Here is a 21,881-nt window from a genome sequence, read left to right on the forward strand (position 1 = left end):
TGGAGGAATAACAATGGAAATTTTCAAATATATGACTGAGTATGATTACGAGCAATTACTTTTCTGCCAAGATGAACAATCAGGCTTGAAAGCGATTATCGCCATTCATGATACAACGCTCGGACCTGCGTTAGGCGGGACACGTATTTGGCAATATGAAACGGAAGAAGCAGCTATTGAAGATGCACTTCGTCTTGCAAAAGGAATGACGTATAAAAATGCTGCAGCTGGACTTAACCTTGGCGGTGGAAAGACGGTCATCATGGGGGACCCTAAAACGGTGAAAAATGAAGCTTTGTTTCGTGCCTTTGGACGTTACATTCAAGGTTTAAACGGACGTTACATTACAGCAGAGGATGTCGGCACAACAGTTCAAGATATGGATCTCATTCACGAAGAGACTGATTACGTAACAGGCATCTCTGAGGCATTTGGGTCCTCAGGGAATCCATCTCCTGTAACAGCTTATGGTGTTTACCGCGGAATGAAAGCGGCAGCGAAAGAAGGATTTGGAAGTGATTCTCTTGAGGGTAAAACGATTGCTGTACAAGGTGTAGGAAATGTCGCCTTCACCCTATGCCGCCACCTTCACGAAGAAGGCGCGCATTTAATTGTAACGGACATCAATAAAGAGGCGGTTCAGCGTGCAGTAGATGAATTCGGAGCTAGGGCCGTTACAACGGAAGAAATTTATAGTGTTGATTGTGACATTTATGCCCCTTGTGCGTTGGGTGCAACGATCAACGATGATACGATTCCGCAAATTAAAGCTAAAGTAATTGCTGGTGCAGCCAACAACCAATTAAAAGAAACCAAGCATGGCGATATTCTTCATGAGAAAGGCGTTGTTTATACACCAGACTATGTAATTAATGCAGGGGGGTTATAAACGTTGCTGACGAACTAAATGGTTACAACGAAGAACGTGCCATGAAACGTGTAGAAACAATCTATGACAATGTTACACGGGTGTTCGAAATTTCTCGCCGTGACGATATTCCAACTTATAAAGCTGCTGACCGCATGGCTGAGGAGCGAATTGAGCGTATGCGTAAATCTCGTAGCCAGTTCCTACAAAATGGTCACCATATTTTAAGTAGAAGATAAGGACAACGGAGGTCAACGAATTTGCAATCACACCGAATACTTGTTATAAACCCTGGTTCCACATCTACAAAAATAGGTGTTTTTGACGATGAGCAAGTCGTATTTGAAAAAACGATCCGTCATACGCCAGAAGAAGTGAATCAGTATAAAAGAATTATTGATCAGTATGAATTTCGAAAACAGGTCATTTTGACTGTGCTAGATGAAGAGGGTATGAACATAAGTAAACTCAGCGCTGTGTGCGGGCGCGGAGGTTTGCTTCGTCCTATCGAAGGCGGCACATACGAAGTGAACGATGCTATGCTTAAGGATTTAAGAGATGGTTACAATGGAGAGCATGCCTCAAATTTGGGGGGGATTATTGCTCATGAAATTGCTAAAGGGTTAAACATAAGGGCCTACATTGTTGACCCGGTTGTTGTAGATGAGCTCCATGAATTAGCACGTATTTCCGGCGTACCCGAAATACCGAGAAAAAGCATTTTTCATGCTTTGAATCAAAAGGCTGTGGCTAGGAGAGCAGCGCAGGACCTGGATAAATCTTATAAAAAATCTCGATTAATCGTCACACACATGGGTGGAGGGATTACTGTTGGTGCCCACGCGAATGGACGAGTCATCGATGTGAACAATGGACTTCATGGTGATGGGCCTTTCTCTCCTGAACGAGCAGGAACTGTCCCTGCTGGAGATCTTGTTTCACTCTGTTATTCAGGACAATTCTATCGTGATGAAGTTATGAAGAAGCTTGTGGGGCAAGGCGGCTTAATGGCCTATCTAGATACGAATGATGCGCTCGAAGTGGAGAAAATGGTTGAACATGGTGATAGGAAAGCTAAGCTTATCTACGAGGCCATGGCGTACCAAATTGCTAAAGAGATTGGAAGTATGAGTGTTACTCTTGAAGGACGAATAGACGCGATTGCCTTAACCGGCGGTCTTGCCTACGGAAAGGCATTTATTGCTGAAATTTCAAAGCGCATCAGCTGGATTGCGGATGTTCTTGTTTATCCGGGTGAAAATGAACTAGAAGCGCTTAATGAAGGAACCCTTCGTGTCTTAAACAATGAAGAGGTTCCCAAGCACTATCCAAATTTTGCTGAATAAAAGAGGTTGTTCAAAAAGTCACCAAATGATAAGAGGCGAATCTCTTCGTTGGCTTGTTTTCGCTACTCACGTATCATTAAGCATACGTTCCGTTGCTCAAAACTACGCCGCCTCGACCTTCTTTCTTCTAATTTGGCAACTTTTTGAACACTCACTAAAAGGGAGTAGAGACAAATATGGCAGAAGAGTATGATTTAGTCGTATTAGGTGGAGGCACTGGCGGATATGTGGCTGCCATACGTGCGTCAAAGCTTGGTTTGAAAGTAGCGATCGTTGAGAAGCAAGAACTCGGGGGGACATGCTTGCATCGTGGTTGTATTCCTTCTAAAGCACTTTTGCGTAGTGCGGAAGTTTTTCGTCAAACAAAAGAAGCGGGAGACTATGGCATAACAACAAATGAGCCAACATTAAACTTTACGAGAGTCCAAGAACGAAAGCAATCGATTGTTGATACTCTACATAAAGGTGTTCAAGGTTTGATGAAAAAAGGAAAAATCGATGTTATTGAGGGGTTTGGCCGAATCCTTGGACCTTCTATTTTCTCGCCAACAGCAGGAACGATTTCTGTAGAGATGAACAATGGGGAAGAAAATGAAATGATCGTACCAAAGAATGTACTAATCGCCACAGGTTCAAGTCCAAAACCACTTCCTGGTCTTGAGGTCGACGGGGAGTTCGTGCTGACCTCAGATGAGGCTCTCCATATGGACAAGTTACCATCATCAATCATTATTGTAGGTGGAGGTGTTATTGGGATTGAATGGGCATCTATGTTGGCTGATTTTGATGTTAAGGTGACGGTACTTGAGTACTTGCCTCACATTCTCCCGACTGAGGATCAAGATGTTTCTAAAGAGATGTTGAAACAAATCAAGAAAAAAGGTGTCGAGATCATTACAGATGCCAAAGTTCTATCAGAGACATTGCAAACTGATAACGGTGTAGCTATTCAGGCAGAAGTGGATGGGGAAACCGTTACCTACAAGGCTGAGCGAATGCTCGTGTCTGTAGGACGTTCGGCAAATATCAACAATATCGGTCTTGAAAATACAGATATTGAAGTAGAAAATGGCTTCATTCAGACGAATGCAAATTATCAAACAAAAGAATCTCATATTTACGCAATTGGGGATGTCATTGGTGGAATGCAACTGGCTCACGTTGCTTCACATGAAGGTATGATTGCAGTTGAACATATGGCTAATAAACATCCACATCCAATGAACCCTGATCAAGTGCCAACATGTATTTATTCCAATCCAGAAGTTGCTAGTGTCGGTTTAACTGAGCAGCAGGCGAAAGAGCAAGGATATGAATTGAAAGTTGGCAAGTTTCCATTTCAAGCAATTGGAAAAGCTCTTGTTTTTGGTGAGACAGATGGTTTTGTGAAAATCATTGCAAATAAAGAGAATGATGACTTACTAGGGGTTCATATGATTGGTCCGCACGTAACAGATATGATTTCTGAAGCCGGGCTTGCCAAAGTACTGGACGCTACACCTTGGGAAATCTCTGAAAGTATTCACCCCCATCCAACGTTGTCTGAAGCTATTGGTGAGGCTGCAATGGCCGTTGATGGTAATCAAATACATGGTTAAGAAATAAAAGGAGGGATTCACGTGGCTAAAAATCGCCATAAATCATTAGGATTAAGTGACGATCAAGTGTTAGATATGTACCGAACGATGCTGTTAGCAAGAAAAGTCGATGAACGTATGTGGCTGTTAAACAGAGCAGGTAAAATACCGTTTGTTATCTCTTGTCAAGGCCAGGAGGCAGCACAGGTCGGTGCCTCTTACGCTCTCGATCGTGACAAGGATTATGCACTGCCTTACTATCGTGATATGGGAGTTGTGCTTTCTTTTGGAATGACAGTAAAAGACCTAATGCTCTCAGGCTTTGCTAAAGCTGAAGATCCGAACTCAGGCGGACGCCAGATGCCGGGTCACTTTGGTCAGAAGAAAAATCGTATTGTTACCGGCTCTTCACCTGTAACAACTCAAGTTCCACATGCTGTAGGCATTGCATTGGCAGGAAAAATGGAGAAGAAAGACTTTGTCTCTCTTGTAACCTTTGGGGAGGGCTCATCTAACCAGGGAGATTTCCATGAAGGAGCAAACTTTGCCGGGGTTCACAAGCTTCCTGTTATTTTCATGGTGGAGAACAACAAATACGCGATTTCCGTTCCTGTCCAAAAGCAACTGGCTTGTGAAAAGGTATCCGATAGAGCCATTGGCTACGGCATGCCAGGCCACACGGTTGATGGCAATGACCCGCTTGCTGTATATGAAGTTGTAAAAGCAGCTGCTGACCGTGGTCGCAAAGGGGAAGGTCCTTCACTCATAGAGGCAGTATCTTATCGTCTAACACCTCACTCTAGTGATGATGATGACCGCACATACCGTGAACGTGATGAAGTGGATGAAGCGAAAAAGAAAGACTCCATTGTTACATTTGCTAATTATTTACGTGAGCAAAATATTTTAACAGAAGAAAAAGAAACAGAGTTGAACGAAGAGCTGAACAAATTAGTCAATGAGGCAACAGACTATGCAGAAAATGCTGCATATGCTGAAGCTGAATCTGCATTGAACTATGTATATGAGGAGTAAGGAGGGAGAGCTTTAAAATGGCAGTCATATCTTATATTCAAGCTGTAACACAAGCATTGAAAGAAGAAATGCAACGTGATGAGAAAGTATTTGTCTTAGGCGAAGATGTTGGTAAGCGTGGAGGCGTATTCCGTGCGACCGATGGGTTATATGATGAGTTTGGGGAAGATCGTGTATTGGATACCCCATTAGCTGAGTCCGCCATCGCTGGTGTTGGAATCGGTGCAGCCATGTACGGAATGCGTCCAGTTGCCGAAATGCAATTTGCGGATTTTATTATGCCGGCTGTGAACCAAATTATTTCAGAAGCAGCAAAAACTCGTTACCGTTCCAACAACGACTGGAATGTACCTATGACGATTCGCGCTCCTTATGGTGGAGGCGTACATGGTGCCCTTTATCATTCCCAGTCTGTTGAAGCTGTTTTTGCAAATCAACCAGGATTGAAGATTGTCATGCCTTCTACTCCTTATGATGTAAAAGGCCTGCTTAAAGCATCGATTCGTGACAATGACCCTGTCCTTTTCTTTGAACATAAACGTGCCTATCGCTTAATCAAAGGTGAGGTGCCAGAGGATGACTATACACTGCCTCTAGGAAAAGCGGATGTAAAACGGGAAGGATCAGACATTACCGTGATTACTTATGGTCTTTGTGTCCACTTTGCTTTACAAGCGGCTGAGAAACTAGAAGAAGAAGGAATCGACGCCCACATCCTCGACTTAAGAACGGTTTACCCGCTGGATCAAGAAGCAATTATCGAAGCAGCTTCTAAAACTGGAAAAGTTCTGCTGGTTACAGAGGATAATAAAGAAGGCGGGATCATTTCTGAAGTGTCCGCGATCATAAGCGAGAATTGCTTGTTTGACTTAGATGCTCCTGTGAAACGACTAGCTGGACCTGATGTTCCATCCATGCCATACGCACCTACTATGGAAAAATACTTTATGATGAACCCTGATAAAGTTGAAAAAGCTATGCGTGATTTAGCGGAATTTTAATTAGAGGAGGAGTTCCTTGTGGGAGTAGAGAAAATCAACATGCCTCAGCTTGGTGAGAGTGTTACGGAAGGTACGATCAATTCGTGGCTTGTCCAGCCTGGTGACAAAGTAAATAAGTATGACCCAATTGCTGAAGTTATGACAGATAAAGTAAATGCAGAGGTTCCGTCCTCATTTACTGGAACAATTAAAGAGCTTATTGCCCAAGAAGGCGATACCATCGAAGTCGGTGAATTAATGTGCCATATCGAGGTTGAGGGTGCCGGCTCTTCTGCTAGTACGGCTGAAGAAAAGACGGATGATTCTCCTAAAGCAGAGTCACCTGAGAAACAAGTTTCAGAGAAAACGGATACGAAACCTAAACAGGAAAAAGGCAATAAGAAGCGTTATTCTCCAGCAGTCATGACTTTAGCTCAAGACAATGACATAGATTTGAATCAGGTTGAAGGGTCAGGACGGGGCGGGCGAATTACCCGTAAAGACATTGAGAAGATCATTGCAAGTGGCGATATGCCTCGAGCCAAAGAGGAGTCAGCTTCTGAACGGCCTGCAGCTGAACGGGCTCCTGAGCAAGCAGCGCCAAAAACATCGGTATCAGCTCCAAATGTACAAGCTGGTGAAGGTGACGTAGAAATTCCTGTTACAGGTGTTAGAAAAGCGATCGCACAGAACATGGTCAAATCAACAACTGAAATTCCACATGCTTGGATGATGGTGGAAGTCGATGTCACCAACTTGGTCGAGCTTCGTAATTCACTTAAGAAGCAGTTTAAAGAAAAAGAAGGCTATAGCCTAACGTTCTTCTCCTTTTTCGTTAAAGCTGTTGCTCAAGCATTGAAAGACTATCCCCAGCTTAATAGTACGTGGGCAGGAGATAAGATCATTCAACGTAAAGCGATTAATTTAAATATTGCTGTTGCCAAAGAGGACGAGCTCTTCGTGCCTGTTATAAAAGATGCTGATGAGAAGAGCATTAAAGGCATTGCACGTGATATTACCGACATTGCTGGCAAAGCACGCCAAGGCAAGTTAACTTCGAAAGATATGGAAGGTGGAACGTTTACGGTGAACAATACCGGGTCGTTTGGTTCTGTGCAATCCATGGGTGTTATTAATCATCCCCAGGCCGCGATCTTACAAGTAGAATCGATCGTGAAAAAGCCGGTTTATCAGGACGGCATGTTTGGAGCACGTGACATGGTCAATTTATGCCTATCCTTAGACCATAGAGTGTTAGATGGTCTAGTAGCTGGCAACTTCTTAGCAAGAGTCAAAGAAATTCTTGAAAACATGTCCAAAGAGCATACATCTGTTTATTAAAATTTGTGCCTCAGATTATTCTGGGGCTATTTTTTTGTCAAATATGCAATTAATCGGTTTTTCGTGCAATTAATTAGTTTTATGTGCAATTAATTCAAATTTCATGCAATTATCCTGAATTTCGCGCAATTAATTTAAATTTCATGCAATAAAGCAGGATTAATAGTTAGGGGTAGAGAATATAACACAGAACTATATTGAAGGAGTGAATCAATGATTAGAAAAAAGAGAAAACGGCCAATAAGACTTTTAAAACAAGGGGCGTTAGTAAGTAGAGTATTAGCGGATCAGTCAAAGGTATCTCTAATCGAAAAAGATTATGCAACATCACTGGCAGGTTTTCGAGGGGAAGAATCCATAGATTATCATCTTAAGTTTTTATCAAAAGAAGCTCACATCCTTCATGATCTAAGATTACCAATTGAAGATTACTTCGTTCAAATGGATACGTTATTGATAACTCCAAAATTCCTAACCATCATCGAGGTTAAAAATATCGCAGGTAAACTCACTTTTGATGAAGAACGGCATCAATTGGTTCGTTCGCATGATGGAAAAGAAGAGGGCTTTCTCGATCCCCTTATCCAAGTAAAAAGGCAGAAACTTCACCTTCAAAAGTGGCTCCGTTCAAATTCTGTGCTTACTCCCCCGATTGAAACCTTAATTGTCATTAGTAAAAATTCCACAATTCTAGATACAACAAACGAGTCAGTCATTCACAACGCTTATCTCCCATTTAAAATGAAAGAACTGCAGGATAAGTATAGAGAACATTTGCTTACTTCAAGGGAAATGGAGCAACTATGCGTTAAATTAATCGCCTGCGATACTCCATCCGATATCAATATTCTTCATTACTATGGCTTGAATGAACAAAACATTCGCAAAGGGATTCACTGTCCTAACTGCCTAGCTACTTCTATGCAAAGAAAACATGGGAAGTGGTTTTGCCAGGTCTGCAGGTTTGAGTCAGTTGAAGCCCACCTCCCGGCTTTAAAGGATTACTCCCTTCTTATAAAACCAAAAATCACAAATAGTGAGTTACGCGACTTTCTCCAGTTTTCGTCTCGAAGTATCGCCACATCAATTTTAAGATCAATGAACTTACCCACGTATGGAATGACAAAAGGGAGGGTATATGACTTGAAAAAATTGTAAATATGCAATTATCCAATAATATGTGCAATTAGTGCCTCAAATTGTGCAATTATCACTTATTATGTGCAATTAATTCAAATTTCGCGCAATTATCCTGTTTTTCCTGCGATTAAGTTCTTAATACCTCCCATTCAACCAATTGTTCCCCTCACTCGTTGCAAGTTAATTGAAAGAACCCGAAGATCTTGGTAAAATGTTGATAATATTTAAAAAAGGAGCCATGTATATGGATTTCAATATTTATATGAATGATGTTGTCACCAAAGCACGTGATGAGATTACCCAGGCAGGTTATTCAGAGCTAACGACAGCTGAACAAGTGGAGGAAGCTCTATCAAAGCAAGGTACGACACTTGTCATGATAAATTCCGTTTGTGGTTGTGCTGGAGGCATTGCCCGCCCGGCAGCTTCACATGCTATCCACTATGATAAGCGCCCGGATCATTTAGTTACTGTTTTTGCTGGACAAGATCGTGAAGCGACTGAGAGAGCGCGTCAATTCTTTGAAGGCTATCCTCCATCTTCTCCATCCTTTGCACTTATGAAGGACGGCAAGATCCAGACAATGGTTGAGCGCCATGATATTGAAGGTTTTGAACCGATGGAAGTCATCGGTAAGCTTCAACGCAACTTTGAGGAGTATTGTAAAGAGGTATAAAAAATGTGTATGATAAAAGGGATCTTTGTTTAGACAAGGATCCCTTTTTACATAGAAAGCGTTTAATTTGAGGTGACATAGGTTTGAAAATAGGATACCGTACGATTAAAACAGCTATTGGAACCCCTTTTGCCATCTGGATAGCTCAGCTGCTGCAAGTAGATAATTATGCTTCAGCTGGGATTCTCACCATTCTGTGCATTCAAATCACGAGAAAGAGATCTTTTCTGTCGGCTTGGCACCGGTTCGCTGCCTGCTTCGTAGCAATGGGTTTTTCCCTTCTCTTCTTTGAACTGATTGGCTACCATCCTTTAGCGATCGGTCTAATGTTGTTTGTCTTCATTCCTGCCACAGTATGGCTGAAGATTACCCCCGGAATTGTCACGAGTTCTGTTATTATTCTACATCTTTATGGTTCAGGTGGAATTTCAGCTTCTCTTATATGGAACGAGCTACTGCTCATGCTCGTGGGGATTGGAACGGCATTACTGCTTAATGTTTATATGCCGAGTCTTGAAGGTAAGCTTGAGGAATATCAGCAACAAACGGAGGATAACTTTGCTGTAATATTGAGAGAACTGTCACGATTCCTAAAAGATGGAAATGATGGTTGGACAGGCAAAGAATTAACTGATACTGCAGCTCTTTTGGAGGAGGCAAAATCTCTTTCCTTTCGAGACGTAGAAAATCACCTGCTCCGTACCCACAACCAGTTTTATCACTATTTTCACATGCGGACAAAGCAGTTTGAACTGCTTGAGCGCATGCTTCCGCTTGTTACCAGAATTTCAGGGCCAAATAAGCATGCGAAACGGATCGCGCAATTTTTTGAGGAGTTGGCTGAGGGCATTCACCCAGGCAACACAGCCGTGCTTTATTTACAGCAGTTAAAAGAAATGAAAGAGGATTTTAGAAATGATGAACTGCCAGTAACGAGGGACGAATTTGAAGTTAGGGCAAGTTTATTTCATTTATTGAACGAAATCGAAGAGTATTTAATTATTAAGCGCTCCTTTAAAAAGAGTGATGTATAGTGGTTTCTTTTCTCGGGGAAACTTTGAGAAAAAGGATGACAGGCTATGCAAATGATCGCCCTGATCTTAATGATGTTTAGTTCGTTTTTACCACCCTCAATTACAGAGGAACCAGTAATGCTTGTGAACAAATCATCACATGAACTTGCTGTTTACCAATCCGGAAAAGAAATATTTCATACTAAGGCAGCTACAGGCAAAACGAAGGAATTGACACCGGAAGGACATTTTTCTATTCGTGTCAAAGCGAAGGACCCTTACTATCGGAAGAAAGACATTCCAGGAGGAGTACCTGAAAATCCACTCGGAAGCCGCTGGATTGGTTTTGATGCAAACGGTACGGATGGGCGAATATTTGGTGTTCATGGTACGAATCAGCCAGAGTCAATAGGAAATGCTGTATCAGCAGGTTGTATTCGTCTTACCAATGAAAAAGTTGAACAGCTTTATGAGCTTGTGGAAGAGGGGACAGAAATTATTATTGTCGATGAATCGTCGACTTCATTTGAACAAATGTATGAGCAATGGCATAAAGGGAAACTCAAAGCGTTCTTCTCATAAAATAAGCCGCAAGCTAAGTAAATTTACACTTAACTTGCGGCGTTTTATTTGCCTAGGAAGTTATAAAAATTTGCCTGTGGATAAGCTTACATGAAGTTAGCCACATCCAGCTTCAGCGCCCAGACACTCGAGACATAAGTCAATCGCCTCCGTGGAGGAAAACCACTCCACTGCGCCGCTCGTCTTGGGCCCGCAGGACGCGGGTCAGTTCGACGTTGGCACAGGACGTGCCGTTTTTAGTCGAACTTCCTCTGTCGTGTCTACCGGGGCGCTAGCGCTTTTGTTCTTACATAAAGAAAGACGCTCCGGCAAGAAGAGAGGAGAGAACCATTGAAAGAATCATCACATAAATGATCGCCTTCATCCGGCGCTCGCGCTTGGATTTTTTTTTCTTAGAATGAGCCAAGGTAAAATGACCTCCTTTTAACAATATCCTATAAACATTTTACATGGAACCTGTGGTTTGGACAAGGGAAGAAAATCATATACAATAGAATTGTGAATTCTAATAATTTTTAAAAACGTAAGCGCTTTATATTTGGTATGCTAGAGGGGAAGATTTTTCAAGTGGGGAGGAGACAGTATGAATCAATCAAATAACTATCAACGAATTAAAGATAACTGGAAACACGATGTAAAAAAAACAGAACAACGTTTCCCAGAACGAAAGCAAACTTTTACGACTAGTTCAGAACTTGAGATTAATCGTCTATACACACCCAAAGAATCGAGTGAGACTTATACAGAAGAACTAGGTTTTCCGGGGCAATTCCCGTATACCAGGGGAATACAACCGACCATGTATCGTAGTAGGTACTGGACAATGCGCCAATATGCCGGGTTTGGTTCGGCAGAAGAAACGAATGAACGGTTTAGATATTTATTAGCACAAGGACAAACAGGGCTATCTGTTGCCTTCGACTTACCTACTCAAATTGGTTATGACTCTGATGATCCGATGGCAGAAGGGGAAGTGGGTAAGGTTGGAGTGGCAATTGATACACTGTTAGACATGGAACGTCTTTTTGACCAAATCCCGTTAGACAAGGTGAGTACGTCCATGACGATCAATGCTCCAGCATCGATTTTATTAGCGATGTACATTGCTGTCGGGGAAAAGCAAGGGGTGAGTCCAGAAAAATTAACAGGTACGATTCAAAACGATATCTTAAAAGAATATATCGCACGGGGTACATATATTTACCCGCCGAAGCCGTCTATGCGTCTGATCACAGACATTTTTGGCTATTGCCATGAGCAGTTGCCAAAATTCAATACCATAAGCATCTCAGGGTACCATATCCGTGAGGCAGGCTCGACAGCTGTTCAAGAGGTGGCATTTACAATCGCGAATGGGATGGCCTATGTGGATGCAGCCATTGAATCTGGACTTGAGGTTGATCAATTTGCACCAAGGTTGGCCTTCTTCTTTAATGCACACAATCAATTTTTTGAAGAAGCGGCCAAGTTTCGCGCAGCAAGACGAATTTGGGCAAAGATTATGAAGGATCATTATAAAGCAGAAAATCCGAAAAGCTGGAAGCTTCGATTTCATACACAAACAGGCGGGAGTACGTTAACCGCACAACAGCCGGATAACAATATTGTTCGAGTAACTGTTCAAGCTTTGTCAGCGGTTATGGGGGGAACGCAAAGCTTACATACCAATTCACGTGATGAAGCCCTGGCTTTGCCGACAGAGGACTCTGCACGGATTGCACTAAGAACGCAGCAAATCATTGCTCAAGAAAGCGGTGTAGCAGATACGATCGATCCCCTGGGCGGTTCTTATTATGTAGAGGCATTGACGGATGAAATTGAAGAGGAGGTCAACAAGTATCTTGAACGTATTAAAGAACTGGGTGGAGCGGTCCAAGCTGTTGAGGAAGGATTTATGCAAAGGGAAATCCACCAGACGGCATATGAAGCGCAGAAACGCATTGAGTCCAACGAGGATATTGTTGTTGGATTAAACGATTATAAGTTGGAGGAAGAGGTTAATCCAGACTTACTACGGGTTGATGAAGCATTAGAAACGGATCAAATTGAAAAAACTGAACAAGTCCGAAATTCACGTAATCAAACAGAGGTAGACGAATGCCTCAAAGGGCTCAAACAAGCAGCGAAAACAAATGAAAATGTCATGCCGCATATCGTTGCGGCTGTCAGGGTTTATGCAACAGTAGGTGAAATTGCGAATGTACTTCGTGACGAATTTGGAGAATATACAGGAGTGTAGGAAGGATGATGGACAGATGAAACCAATACGCGTTCTGATTGCTAAACCAGGACTTGATGGTCATGATAGAGGAGCACTTATTATTGCTCAAGCGTTAAGAGACCATGGGATGGAAGTTATTTATACAGGATTAAGACAATCACCCATTCAAATTGCTCGTGCTGCTGTGCAGGAAGACGTAGACGTTGTTGGCCTTTCCTCGCTATCAGGGGCTCACAATTCGCTTTTTCCTAAAGTAGTAGCTGCTTTAGAAAAGGAAGGGGCTTCAGACATTCCTGTTATTGGTGGAGGAGTTATCCCGGCTGAAGATATCCCGCATTTAGAAGAGCAGGGTGTGAAGAAAATTTTCACAAGCGGGGCTCCTACTGATGCAACGGCGATCTATATCAAACAATTAATGAATCAGGAAACGAGAACTGCTCCGAAGAAAGTGTCCCATATTGGAATCGCTGTTGAGAACATTGAACAGTCTCTAGCTTTTTATCAACATACGCTGGGCCTTGAAGTGGAGGCAGTTGAAGAAGTAGCCTCAGAACAAGTAAGGGTAGCTTTTCTTCCCATCGGTGACACCCGGATCGAACTGCTTGAGCCGTTAAGTGATGAATCCTCCATTCGTAAATTTATAGCAAAAAAAGGGGAAGGGATTCACCATATCGCCCTTGAGGTTGATGATATTGCTAAAAGGCTTGAACAGTATCAGGTAGAAGGTGTACCACTGATTCATAAAGAACCAAAACAAGGTGCTCATAACAGTCAAATTGCATTTTTACATCCAAAGGCTGCAGGCGGTGTCCTTTATGAGTTAACCGAACCTAAGGGGGAGCAGTAATCATGGATATTTATGATAAGATTAACGAGCTTTATGACAAAAGAAGGCAGTCCGAACTAGGTGGCGGCGACGAGCGAATTAATAGACAACATGAAAAAGGCAAGTGGACGGCGCGAGAACGAATTGACTATTTAGTTGATGAGAACAGTTTTATTGAACTTAACCCGTTTATCGAACAACGTCAAAGTGATTTTGGCATGAATGGGAATGAGGCCCACGGGGAAGGTGTTGTAACTGGTTTTGGTAAGATTGATGGCCGAGATATTTATTTATTTGCGCAAGATTTTACCGTATATGGGGGAGCTCTTGGGGAAATGCATGCCAAAAAAATTGCTGCGGTGATGGATCTAGCAGTGAAAAATGGCACGCCATTCATCGGGCTTAACGACTCTGGCGGCGCTCGCATTCAAGAAGGGGTGTCCTCCCTTGATGGTTATGGTCAAGTCTTTTATCGTAACTCGATCTACTCTGGAGTAATCCCGCAAATCTCTGTCATCATGGGACCATGTGCCGGCGGGGCGGTTTACTCCCCGGCAATCACTGACTTTGTCATTATGGTTGAAGAAACATCGCAAATGTTTATCACAGGACCTAAAGTAATTGAAACGGTTACTGGGGAACAAATTTCTGCTGAGGATTTGGGAGGAGCTAACGTACATAATACGTTGAGCGGGAATGCCCATATTAAAACAGAAGATGAAGCTTCCGCCCTTGATGCTGTACGAGATCTAGTGAAATATCTGCCTGCAAATAACAAAGAAAAACCGCAGCGTATCGAGGTGAATGACGAGAAAGACGATTACCGTGCAGATTTAACAGATAAAATCCCATTTGATCCAGTTAGACCGTATGATGTCCGTGTGATTATTGAGGAAGTGGTAGACGAAGATTCCTTTTTTGAGATCCACAAAGACTTTGCCAAGAACATTGTCGTAGGTTTCGCGCGTCTGAAAGGACAAACAGTCGGGCTAGTCTGTAACCAACCTAAATATATGGCTGGCGGCCTAGATATTGACTCAAGTGATAAAGCTGCACGTTTTATCCGTTTTTGTGATTCTTTCAATATTCCACTTATCACGTTTGAAGATGTGACCGGTTTCTTCCCTGGCATTAAGCAAGAACATGGAGGGATCATTCGTCATGGAGCGAAAATTTTATATGCCTATTCAGAGGCAACTGTCCCTAAACTGACTGTTATCACCCGTAAGGCTTATGGTGGTGCGTATGTAGCTCTTAATAGTAAATCGATTGGCGCAGATTTAGTTTATGCTTGGCCAAATGCTGAAATTGCTGTTATGGGGCCAGAGGGGGCTGCAAACATTATTTTCGCAAAAGAAATCAAAGATAGCGAGAATCCTGAAGAAACTAGACAGAATAAAATTAATGAATACCGTGAACGCTTTGCAAATCCCTATGTAGCTGCTGGGCTCGGTATGGTTGACGACGTGATCGATCCTAGAGAAACAAGAATTACCCTTATCAATGCACTTGATATGCTGAAAAATAAGCAAGAAGACCGCCCCTATAAAAAACATGGCAATATTCCTCTCTAATTGACACGTAAGTGCTGTTTGAGCTAACGTACTAAGAGTGAGTGTTCAAAAAGTTGCCAAATTAGAAGCAAGAAGGTAGAGGCGGCGTAGCTTTGAGCAACGGAACGTATGCTTATTGATACGTGAGTAGCGGAAAAGCAAGCCAACGAAGAGATTCGTCGCTTATCATTTGGTGACTTTTTGAACATCCTCTAAGAGGAATAAGTTTTTACATATACTTTGTCTGGAGGTTGAAATGATGGTAGCTGTTAATAAAGACCGTTTAATCGAAGAATTCCTTGAACTAGTTCAAGTGGATTCTGAAACAAAGGATGAAGCAAAGATTGCTCAAGTACTGATAAAGAAATTTCAGGATCTAGGTCTTGATGTCACCGAAGACGATGCCAAAGATAAAACCGGACACGGTGCCGGGAATCTTATTTGTAATTTGAAAGGAACAAAAGAAGGAATCGACACGATTTATTTCACGTCCCATATGGATACAGTTGTACCGGGGATCAATGTAAAAGCATCCATTAAAGATGATTACATCGTGACAGACGGGACAACCATTCTGGGTGCGGATGATAAAGCTGGTCTTGCCGCCATATTAGAAGCGATTCGTTCCATTAAGGAACAAGATGTTGAGCATGGCGATCTGCAATTTATCATCACTGTTGGAGAAGAAAGCGGGCTCGTTGGGGCGAAGGCGCTTGACAGTGCCCATTTGAAAGCAAAATATGGTTATGCCATTGATAGTAATGGACAGGTAGGTAACATTATCGTTGCTGCACCTACACAGGCGAAAATTAAGGCCGTTGTTAAAGGTCGTACGGCTCATGCTGGCCTTGCTCCTGAAAAAGGGGTATCTGCCATTACGCTTGCTTCTAAAGCTGTCGCAAGAATGCCTCTTGGGCGCATTGATGAGGAAACAACAGCAAATATCGGCCGCTTTGAAGGTGGAAAGCAAACGAATATTGTTTGCGACCATGTTGAAATTTTAGCAGAGGCCCGTTCACTCGTTCCCGAAAAGATGAATGAACAGGTCGATAAAATGAAGCAGGCTTTTATTGAGACAGCTGAAGAAATGGGCGGTGAAGTCGAACTTCAAGTCGACATTATGTATCCAGGCTTTAAACAGCAAGCAGGCGATCATGTTGTTGAAGTTGCTAGAGCAGCAGCGAAGAAGATTGGCCGTGAAAGCGAATTGTTAACAAGTGGTGGAGGCAGTGATGCTAACGTCATCGCTGGTCATGGTATTCCAACTGTGAACCTTGCTGTAGGATATGAAGAAATTCATACAACAAATGAACGGATGCCAGTAGGAGAGCTTGTGAAAATTGCGGAACTTGTTACAGCAATTATCGAGGAAGCTGCAGGTCAATAATAAAGTCGGCACAAGGCAGTCATGTACATGGCTGCTTTTTTCTTGTGTTATAATTTAAGAACAATTGTTCGAAAAGGAAGGATCACTATGTCGAAGTGGTACCCAAAAAACGGTCGGGTTATTTTTCACGTAGATATGAACAGTTTCTACGCATCAGTAGAAATGGCTTTTGACCCATCTTTAAAGGGCAAACCGCTAGCGATTGCGGGGAATCCTGAGGAAAGGCGTGGCATTGTCGTCACAAGCAGCTATGAAGCTCGGAAATACGGTGTGAAGACAACGATGCCAGTGGGTGAAGCTAAGCGCCTTTGCAAAAATTTAATCGTCATGTCACCAACCTTTGAGCGATATCGTGCTGCATCGAGAGAAATGTTTAAAATTCTTGCAGATGTCACTGATACTGTTCAACCTGTTTCCATTGACGAAGGCTACATGGATATCACTGCATGCCATGAGCAAGGTTCTCCTCCAGAGATTGCCGAGCGGATCCAGTCTCGTATAAAAGACGAACTGGACCTGCCATGCAGTATAGGAATCGCACCAAATAAATTTCTGGCCAAGATGGCTTCGGATATGAAAAAGCCAATGGGCATTACCATTTTGCGTAAACGGGATTTGCAGCATAAATTGTGGCCCCTCCCTATAGAGGAAATGTACGGCGTAGGTGAAAAAACAGCCTCCAAGTTAAGAAACATTGGAGTAGAAACCATTGGTGATCTAGCTGAGCACCCTGTCTTAGATCTTAAACGTGTGCTCGGTATTAATGGCGAACGCTTACAGAGTAGAGCAAATGGAATCGACGAAAAACCCGTTGATCCAGAAGCCGTTCACGAATTTAAAAGTATTGGCACATCGACAACACTTCCCCATGATACAACCGATGAAGCGGAAGTTCGTCAAGTACTTAGAAAGCTTGCTGCAAAAGTAGAAGCACGCATGAAGAATAAAGGCGTTCTTGCTCAAAATGTTCAACTCATGATCCGTTATCATGATCGTAAAACAGTAACCAGAAGTCGTCAGCTTTCCGACTTTATTGGAACAGCGGATGAGCTGTTTCAAGCCGCTTTTCAACAATTTGATGAGCATTGGAATCAACAACCTATTCGACTGCTAGGTATAACCGCCCAAGATCTAGCCGAAAAAAACGAACTTACTCAGCAACTTGACCTATTTAACTATCAACAATATGCAGAAAAAGAAAAGCTCTATCATGTGATTGATACACTAACTGAAAAGTATGGTCAAAACCCGTTTCAGAAGCTAAAAAATCCATCAGATGCTAAGATTACCACGAGTTTTCAGAAAGATTTTCTGGATGATTATAAAAATAAATAGGGTGAAATAAACGTGAATGAAACCTGAAAACTCACACACAATATCATAGTATCCATATCCAAAAGGAGGAAAATGATTATGCCACAACAACAAGCTCAACAAGCACTTCAGCAGATTGCTCAAATTGCTCAACAATTGGAGCAGCAAGAACAACAAAATGCTCAACAACTTCAAGGACAAGGACAACCCCAAGGGGCAGCTATGAATTCACAACAACAAATGGCTCAACGTGAGCAAAATGCTTCTCAGCAGTTGCAGCAAATTCAGCAACTTGTACAACAGTGTCAACAACAGTTGAATCAATAAGACTCCACCTCTGTAGGCTCAAAACAATAAAAGAAGTCTATACGGCTGTAAAATGACCCTGGTACATGTGCCAGGGTCATTTCTTTCCTAAAATGAAATTTCATTATTTTCATTATGGAAATTTAGTTAATAAGGATGCCTGTCAGCTATTTTCATTTTAGTTTGGTATAAAAAGGCGGACTTTTAGGAATTTTAGTTACTGAGAGATCCTATAATAGGGGGAATTGACATGGCAAGTGAAAAGATCAATAGAGACAAGCCTGAATCAGATATAACGACACAGGACCATAATCCTTATGATATCGTAAAAGGATTAATTAAGGAGTCCGTGACAACCCTTGGTTTGAACGAGAATGTTTATCAGGTACTTAAAAAACCGATGAGAATGCTTGAGGTGTCGCTTCCGGTTCGTATGGATGATGGGACAATTCAAAACTTTACCGGATATCGCTCCCAGCACATTGATATTCTTGGGCCAACTAAGGGAGGAATTCGCTTTCACCCGAAAGTTAACGTTGATGAGGTGAAGGCGCTTTCTATTTGGATGTCTCTAAAAGCTGCGATTCTCGATATTCCTTTTGGCGGCGGTAAAGGGGGAGTCATCGTTGATCCTGAGAAACTATCTGTACGAGAACTTGAAACATTAAGTCGTACCTATATCAGAAAAATTACACCGATCATTGGTCCACAAAAGGATATTCCGGCTCCAGATGTCAATACGAGCCCGGAGGTAATGGGCTGGATGATTGATGAATTTGATCAGCTTCGGGGGTATAACATTCCGGGTATGATTACAGGGAAACCAGTTATTATTGGTGGATCCTTAGGACGATTGGAAGCTACAGGTCGTGGAGTTGTCTTGACGATCCGTGAGGCTGCTAGGGTTTTGGAAATGGATTTAAGCAAATCTACAGCAGCCCTTCAAGGATTTGGCAATGTGGGAAGTATGACAGCTAAGTTTTTACATGAATTAGGAGTTAAGGTTGTCGCTATTACCGATGCAAAAGGTGGAATCTACAATGAGGAAGGGATAGACATTCCTGCCCTGCTTGAGTTTGTGAAAGATGGGAAAAACTATGCATCTAAATTCTCCGATGCGGAGTCGATCACGAACGAGAAAATGTTTAGCCTCCCTGTAGATATTCTCATTCCGGCGGCCATTGAAAACCAGGTAACCAAAGAGAATGCACCAAACATACAGGCGAAAATCTTAGCTGAAGCAGCCAATGGGCCAACCACACCTGAAGGGGATAAAATTCTTGAAGAAAAAGGAATTTTTGTTATTCCGGATATCCTTTGTAATGCCGGCGGTGTAACCGTATCCTATTTTGAATGGGTACAAAATACGATGAACTACTACTGGAAAGAGGAAGAAGTGAACAAGAAGCTTGAGGAGCATATGTTGTTTGGTTTTGATAAAGTATTGGACATGAAAAAGGATAAGCAATGCCGCATGAGGGATGCTGCTTATATGGTAGGGATCAATCACCTCGTAAAAGCAATGGAAGCACGCGGCTGGATTAAAGATACCGAGATGGAAAAGCATAACAATGATATGAAATAAGACTGAATGAGAACCTAATCTGCCTATGCTGTGCCAAAATTCTCATATGAAAAAAGACTATGACGTAAGCGTCATAGTCTCAGGCTGTCGAGAAAGTCTCGACAGCCTATTTTTTCTCTCTATCACCGCGGATTCCGTTATAAAAAAGGAGAAAGGTGGCGGGGAACGACTCCTTATGATCATTAAGGTTAACGGAACCGCTATATTAGATCTTGATCACTTGCTTTAGGTATTTCATTCTGCAATCATTGTGTACATTTTGACTAGTACATTCTTAACGTTTACCTTAAAGTTCTTAGCGTCATACGCACGACTTATAGTAGTGATGGCTGATCACGTGTACACCCGCTACAAGTCACGGTTCTGTTCCTATCTCTGTTTCTAACAACGGAACCGTGATTCTGTTCCTAACCTTTATTCCAGATTACGGCTTATTAATTCAATAACCATATTCCCGTTATTCCTGCCATAATTTATTCCATTATATAGTGACTTCACCTAAATATTGCGATTACAGAATTCTGCTCGGTTATACAATGGTCTTGTGGGTTTCGCTAGGAGACTCGAGAACATGAACAAGGAAGTTCGATTAAGCGCGTGGTATTTTCTTCCACGAAGGAAGGATAAAAAAACTTGTAAAAAAACTAACTAGGGGTTTCTCTACAAGCTGACTATGATGGAAATGTCAAAGTCTTTTTTCGTTAAGGTTAATCCCGATAAATTTTAACTCTGTCATATCATCGATGGCGTATTTCACACCTTCACGGCCGATTCCACTTTGCTTCACACCACCATAAGGGTGATTGTCCTGACGGTAGGTGGAGATTTCATTAATCCATACTCCACCCATTTCGAGTTCGTTAGCCACCCGAAGAGCCCGGTTAATATCTTTGGTAAACACTCCTGCTTGTAAACCGTAAATCGAATCATTGGAAAGCTTGACGACTTCTTCCTCTGTTTCAAAAGGAATGATTGACACGATCGGGGCAAATACTTCTTCTGCGATGATTTTCATGTCATTTTTTACCTCAGTCATGATCGTTGGGGTCAGCATGGTTCCGTCCAATTCACCGCCTGTCGCAATTTTGGCTCCTTTTGATGCGGCATCGTCGATCCATGTTTTAGCTCTCTCAGCAGCATCTTTATTGATCATCGGGCCAAAATCCGTATTCTCATTAGTCGGATCACCAATCGTAAGAGCCTCTGTTTGTTTGACATATTCCTTGAGAAATGAGTCGTAAAGGGAATGGTGAACATAAATCCTTTGGGCCGATATACACACTTGACCGGAGAAGGCGAAGGCACCCTTGACTAAGTCTTCGACTGCCTGCTTCATATCAGCATCTTCAAATAAAATATTAGGAGAATTTGATCCTAATTCTAACGTAACCTTCTTGAACCCGGCCTTTTCTCGGATATTCTTACCAACAGGTAAACTGCCAGTAAAGGTAACCTTATGAACTTTTTCGTGTTGAACTAGCGGGTCGCCAACTTCTTCACCTTTGCCCATGATTAGATTCATAGCTCCTGTTGGGAGGCCAGCCTCATGAAAAAGTTGGACAAGCATGTAAGCTGAAATGGGTGTTTTTTCCGCTGGTTTAAACACGACTGTATTGCCGGCCGCTATCGCTGGTGCAAGTTTGTGGAGCGACAGGTTGAGCGGGAAGTTAAACGGTGTAATCGCAGCCACAACCCCCAGAGGAGTCCGTTTCGTAAACCCTAGGCGATTTTCCCCTCCAACCGCAGCATCTAGAGGAATGACTTCACTATAAATATGTTTGGCTCTTTCCGATGCAAAACGGAGTACTTGAACAGCACGGTCCACTTCACCTCGACTATACTTTAGCGGCTTTCCTGCCTCTTTAGCTATCGTTTCGGCAAATGATTCTTTTCGGTCCTCGAGAAGGTCCGCAGTTTTTAGTAAAATGTTCGCTCGTTGATAGGCGGGCATTGTTTTCATTGTACTGTGAAAGGTATCGTAGCTTTGTTCAATCGCTTTATTTAAATCTTCGATGTTTGCTAACACAATATCAGCTATTTTTTCTTGGTTATAAGGATTATGGACAGCTAATGTTTCGCGCTGTTCCTCTTTGTATTCTTTTCCATTGATAATGGATCCAATTCTCATTAT

18 protein-coding genes and 1 pseudogene are annotated in these 21,881 nt (G+C 42.3%); 17 read left to right on the forward strand and 2 right to left on the reverse strand.

Features of this window, described 5'->3' with window-relative positions; genetic code table 11:
• Window positions 1-13 precede the first annotated feature (13 nt).
• The 10 genes and pseudogenes from bcd (at window position 14) to MUO15_RS02260 (ending at window position 10,558) form a co-directional block, all read left to right on the forward strand.
• Window positions 14-1,107: pseudogene (gene bcd / locus MUO15_RS02215) on the forward strand (branched-chain amino acid dehydrogenase).
• Window positions 1,108-1,128: 21 nt separating this feature from the next.
• Window positions 1,129-2,214, forward strand: a complete 1,086-nt coding sequence (gene buk / locus MUO15_RS02220; RefSeq protein WP_245033149.1) for a butyrate kinase — start codon at window positions 1,129-1,131, stop codon at window positions 2,212-2,214.
• A gap of 176 nt (window positions 2,215-2,390) precedes the next feature.
• A complete protein-coding gene (gene lpdA, locus MUO15_RS02225) occupies window positions 2,391-3,812 on the forward strand; it encodes a dihydrolipoyl dehydrogenase (protein ID WP_245033151.1) in 1,422 nt (473 codons plus the stop codon).
• A gap of 75 nt (window positions 3,813-3,887) precedes the next feature.
• On the forward strand, window positions 3,888-4,826 hold the full coding sequence (locus MUO15_RS02230; protein WP_245035810.1) for a thiamine pyrophosphate-dependent dehydrogenase E1 component subunit alpha: 939 nt from the start codon (window positions 3,888-3,890) through the stop codon (window positions 4,824-4,826).
• A 17-nt stretch (window positions 4,827-4,843) separates the two neighbouring features.
• On the forward strand, window positions 4,844-5,827 hold the full coding sequence (locus MUO15_RS02235; RefSeq protein WP_245033153.1) for an alpha-ketoacid dehydrogenase subunit beta: 984 nt from the start codon (window positions 4,844-4,846) through the stop codon (window positions 5,825-5,827).
• 18 nt (window positions 5,828-5,845) lie between these two features.
• Window positions 5,846-7,147 (forward strand): dihydrolipoamide acetyltransferase family protein, encoded by a 1,302-nt coding sequence (locus tag MUO15_RS02240; RefSeq protein WP_245033155.1) that lies wholly within the window; start codon window positions 5,846-5,848, stop codon window positions 7,145-7,147.
• 213 nt (window positions 7,148-7,360) lie between these two features.
• On the forward strand, window positions 7,361-8,305 hold the full coding sequence (locus MUO15_RS02245; protein ID WP_245033157.1) for a nuclease-related domain-containing protein: 945 nt from the start codon (window positions 7,361-7,363) through the stop codon (window positions 8,303-8,305).
• Window positions 8,306-8,525: 220 nt separating this feature from the next.
• Window positions 8,526-8,963, forward strand: coding sequence for a BrxA/BrxB family bacilliredoxin (locus tag MUO15_RS02250; RefSeq protein ID WP_245035812.1), 438 nt, complete (start codon window positions 8,526-8,528; stop codon window positions 8,961-8,963).
• An 83-nt stretch (window positions 8,964-9,046) separates the two neighbouring features.
• Window positions 9,047-9,997 carry an aromatic acid exporter family protein gene (locus tag MUO15_RS02255; RefSeq protein ID WP_245033158.1) on the forward strand — a complete coding sequence of 317 codons (951 nt, stop codon included), beginning with the start codon at window positions 9,047-9,049 and terminating at the stop codon, window positions 9,995-9,997.
• A 51-nt stretch (window positions 9,998-10,048) separates the two neighbouring features.
• The gene (locus MUO15_RS02260) at window positions 10,049-10,558 is read left to right on the forward strand and encodes a L,D-transpeptidase (RefSeq protein ID WP_245035814.1); all 510 of its coding nucleotides are present in this window, start codon (window positions 10,049-10,051) and stop codon (window positions 10,556-10,558) included.
• 286 nt (window positions 10,559-10,844) lie between these two features.
• Here MUO15_RS02260 and prli42 read toward each other — a convergent pair whose 3' ends face one another.
• Complete coding sequence (gene prli42 / locus MUO15_RS02265; protein WP_245033159.1) at window positions 10,845-10,964, reverse strand: stressosome-associated protein Prli42; 120 nt, start codon at window positions 10,962-10,964, stop codon at window positions 10,845-10,847.
• A gap of 177 nt (window positions 10,965-11,141) precedes the next feature.
• Here prli42 and MUO15_RS02270 point away from each other — a divergent pair, with 177 nt between their 5' ends.
• The 7 genes from MUO15_RS02270 to MUO15_RS02300 all read left to right on the forward strand — a co-directional run bounded on the left by MUO15_RS02270 (window position 11,142) and on the right by MUO15_RS02300 (window position 19,750).
• Window positions 11,142-12,797 (forward strand): acyl-CoA mutase large subunit family protein, encoded by a 1,656-nt coding sequence (locus MUO15_RS02270; RefSeq protein WP_245033160.1) that lies wholly within the window; start codon window positions 11,142-11,144, stop codon window positions 12,795-12,797.
• Window positions 12,798-12,813: 16 nt separating this feature from the next.
• Window positions 12,814-13,626, forward strand: a complete 813-nt coding sequence (mce, locus tag MUO15_RS02275; protein ID WP_245033161.1) for a methylmalonyl-CoA epimerase — start codon at window positions 12,814-12,816, stop codon at window positions 13,624-13,626.
• 2 nt (window positions 13,627-13,628) lie between these two features.
• On the forward strand, window positions 13,629-15,179 hold the full coding sequence (locus MUO15_RS02280) for an acyl-CoA carboxylase subunit beta (RefSeq protein WP_245033162.1): 1,551 nt from the start codon (window positions 13,629-13,631) through the stop codon (window positions 15,177-15,179).
• Between the two features lie 238 nt (window positions 15,180-15,417).
• A complete protein-coding gene (locus tag MUO15_RS02285; RefSeq protein WP_245033163.1) occupies window positions 15,418-16,545 on the forward strand; it encodes a M20/M25/M40 family metallo-hydrolase in 1,128 nt (375 codons plus the stop codon).
• 87 nt (window positions 16,546-16,632) lie between these two features.
• Entirely contained in the window at window positions 16,633-17,880 is a 1,248-nt protein-coding gene (locus tag MUO15_RS02290) for a DNA polymerase IV (RefSeq protein ID WP_245033164.1), read from the forward strand.
• 78 nt (window positions 17,881-17,958) lie between these two features.
• Window positions 17,959-18,186, forward strand: coding sequence for a hypothetical protein (locus tag MUO15_RS02295; RefSeq protein WP_245033165.1), 228 nt, complete (start codon window positions 17,959-17,961; stop codon window positions 18,184-18,186).
• Between the two features lie 229 nt (window positions 18,187-18,415).
• On the forward strand, window positions 18,416-19,750 hold the full coding sequence (locus MUO15_RS02300) for a Glu/Leu/Phe/Val family dehydrogenase (RefSeq protein WP_305853263.1): 1,335 nt from the start codon (window positions 18,416-18,418) through the stop codon (window positions 19,748-19,750).
• Between the two features lie 685 nt (window positions 19,751-20,435).
• Here the strand turns inward: MUO15_RS02300 and MUO15_RS02305 are convergent.
• The gene (locus MUO15_RS02305; RefSeq protein ID WP_245033166.1) at window positions 20,436-21,878 is read right to left on the reverse strand and encodes an aldehyde dehydrogenase family protein; all 1,443 of its coding nucleotides are present in this window, start codon (window positions 21,876-21,878) and stop codon (window positions 20,436-20,438) included.
• Window positions 21,879-21,881: the final 3 nt, after the last annotated feature.

Origin of the sequence: Halobacillus amylolyticus (assembly GCF_022921115.1) — a bacterium.
Classification (GTDB): domain Bacteria; phylum Bacillota; class Bacilli; order Bacillales; family Halobacillaceae; genus Halobacillus_A; species Halobacillus_A amylolyticus.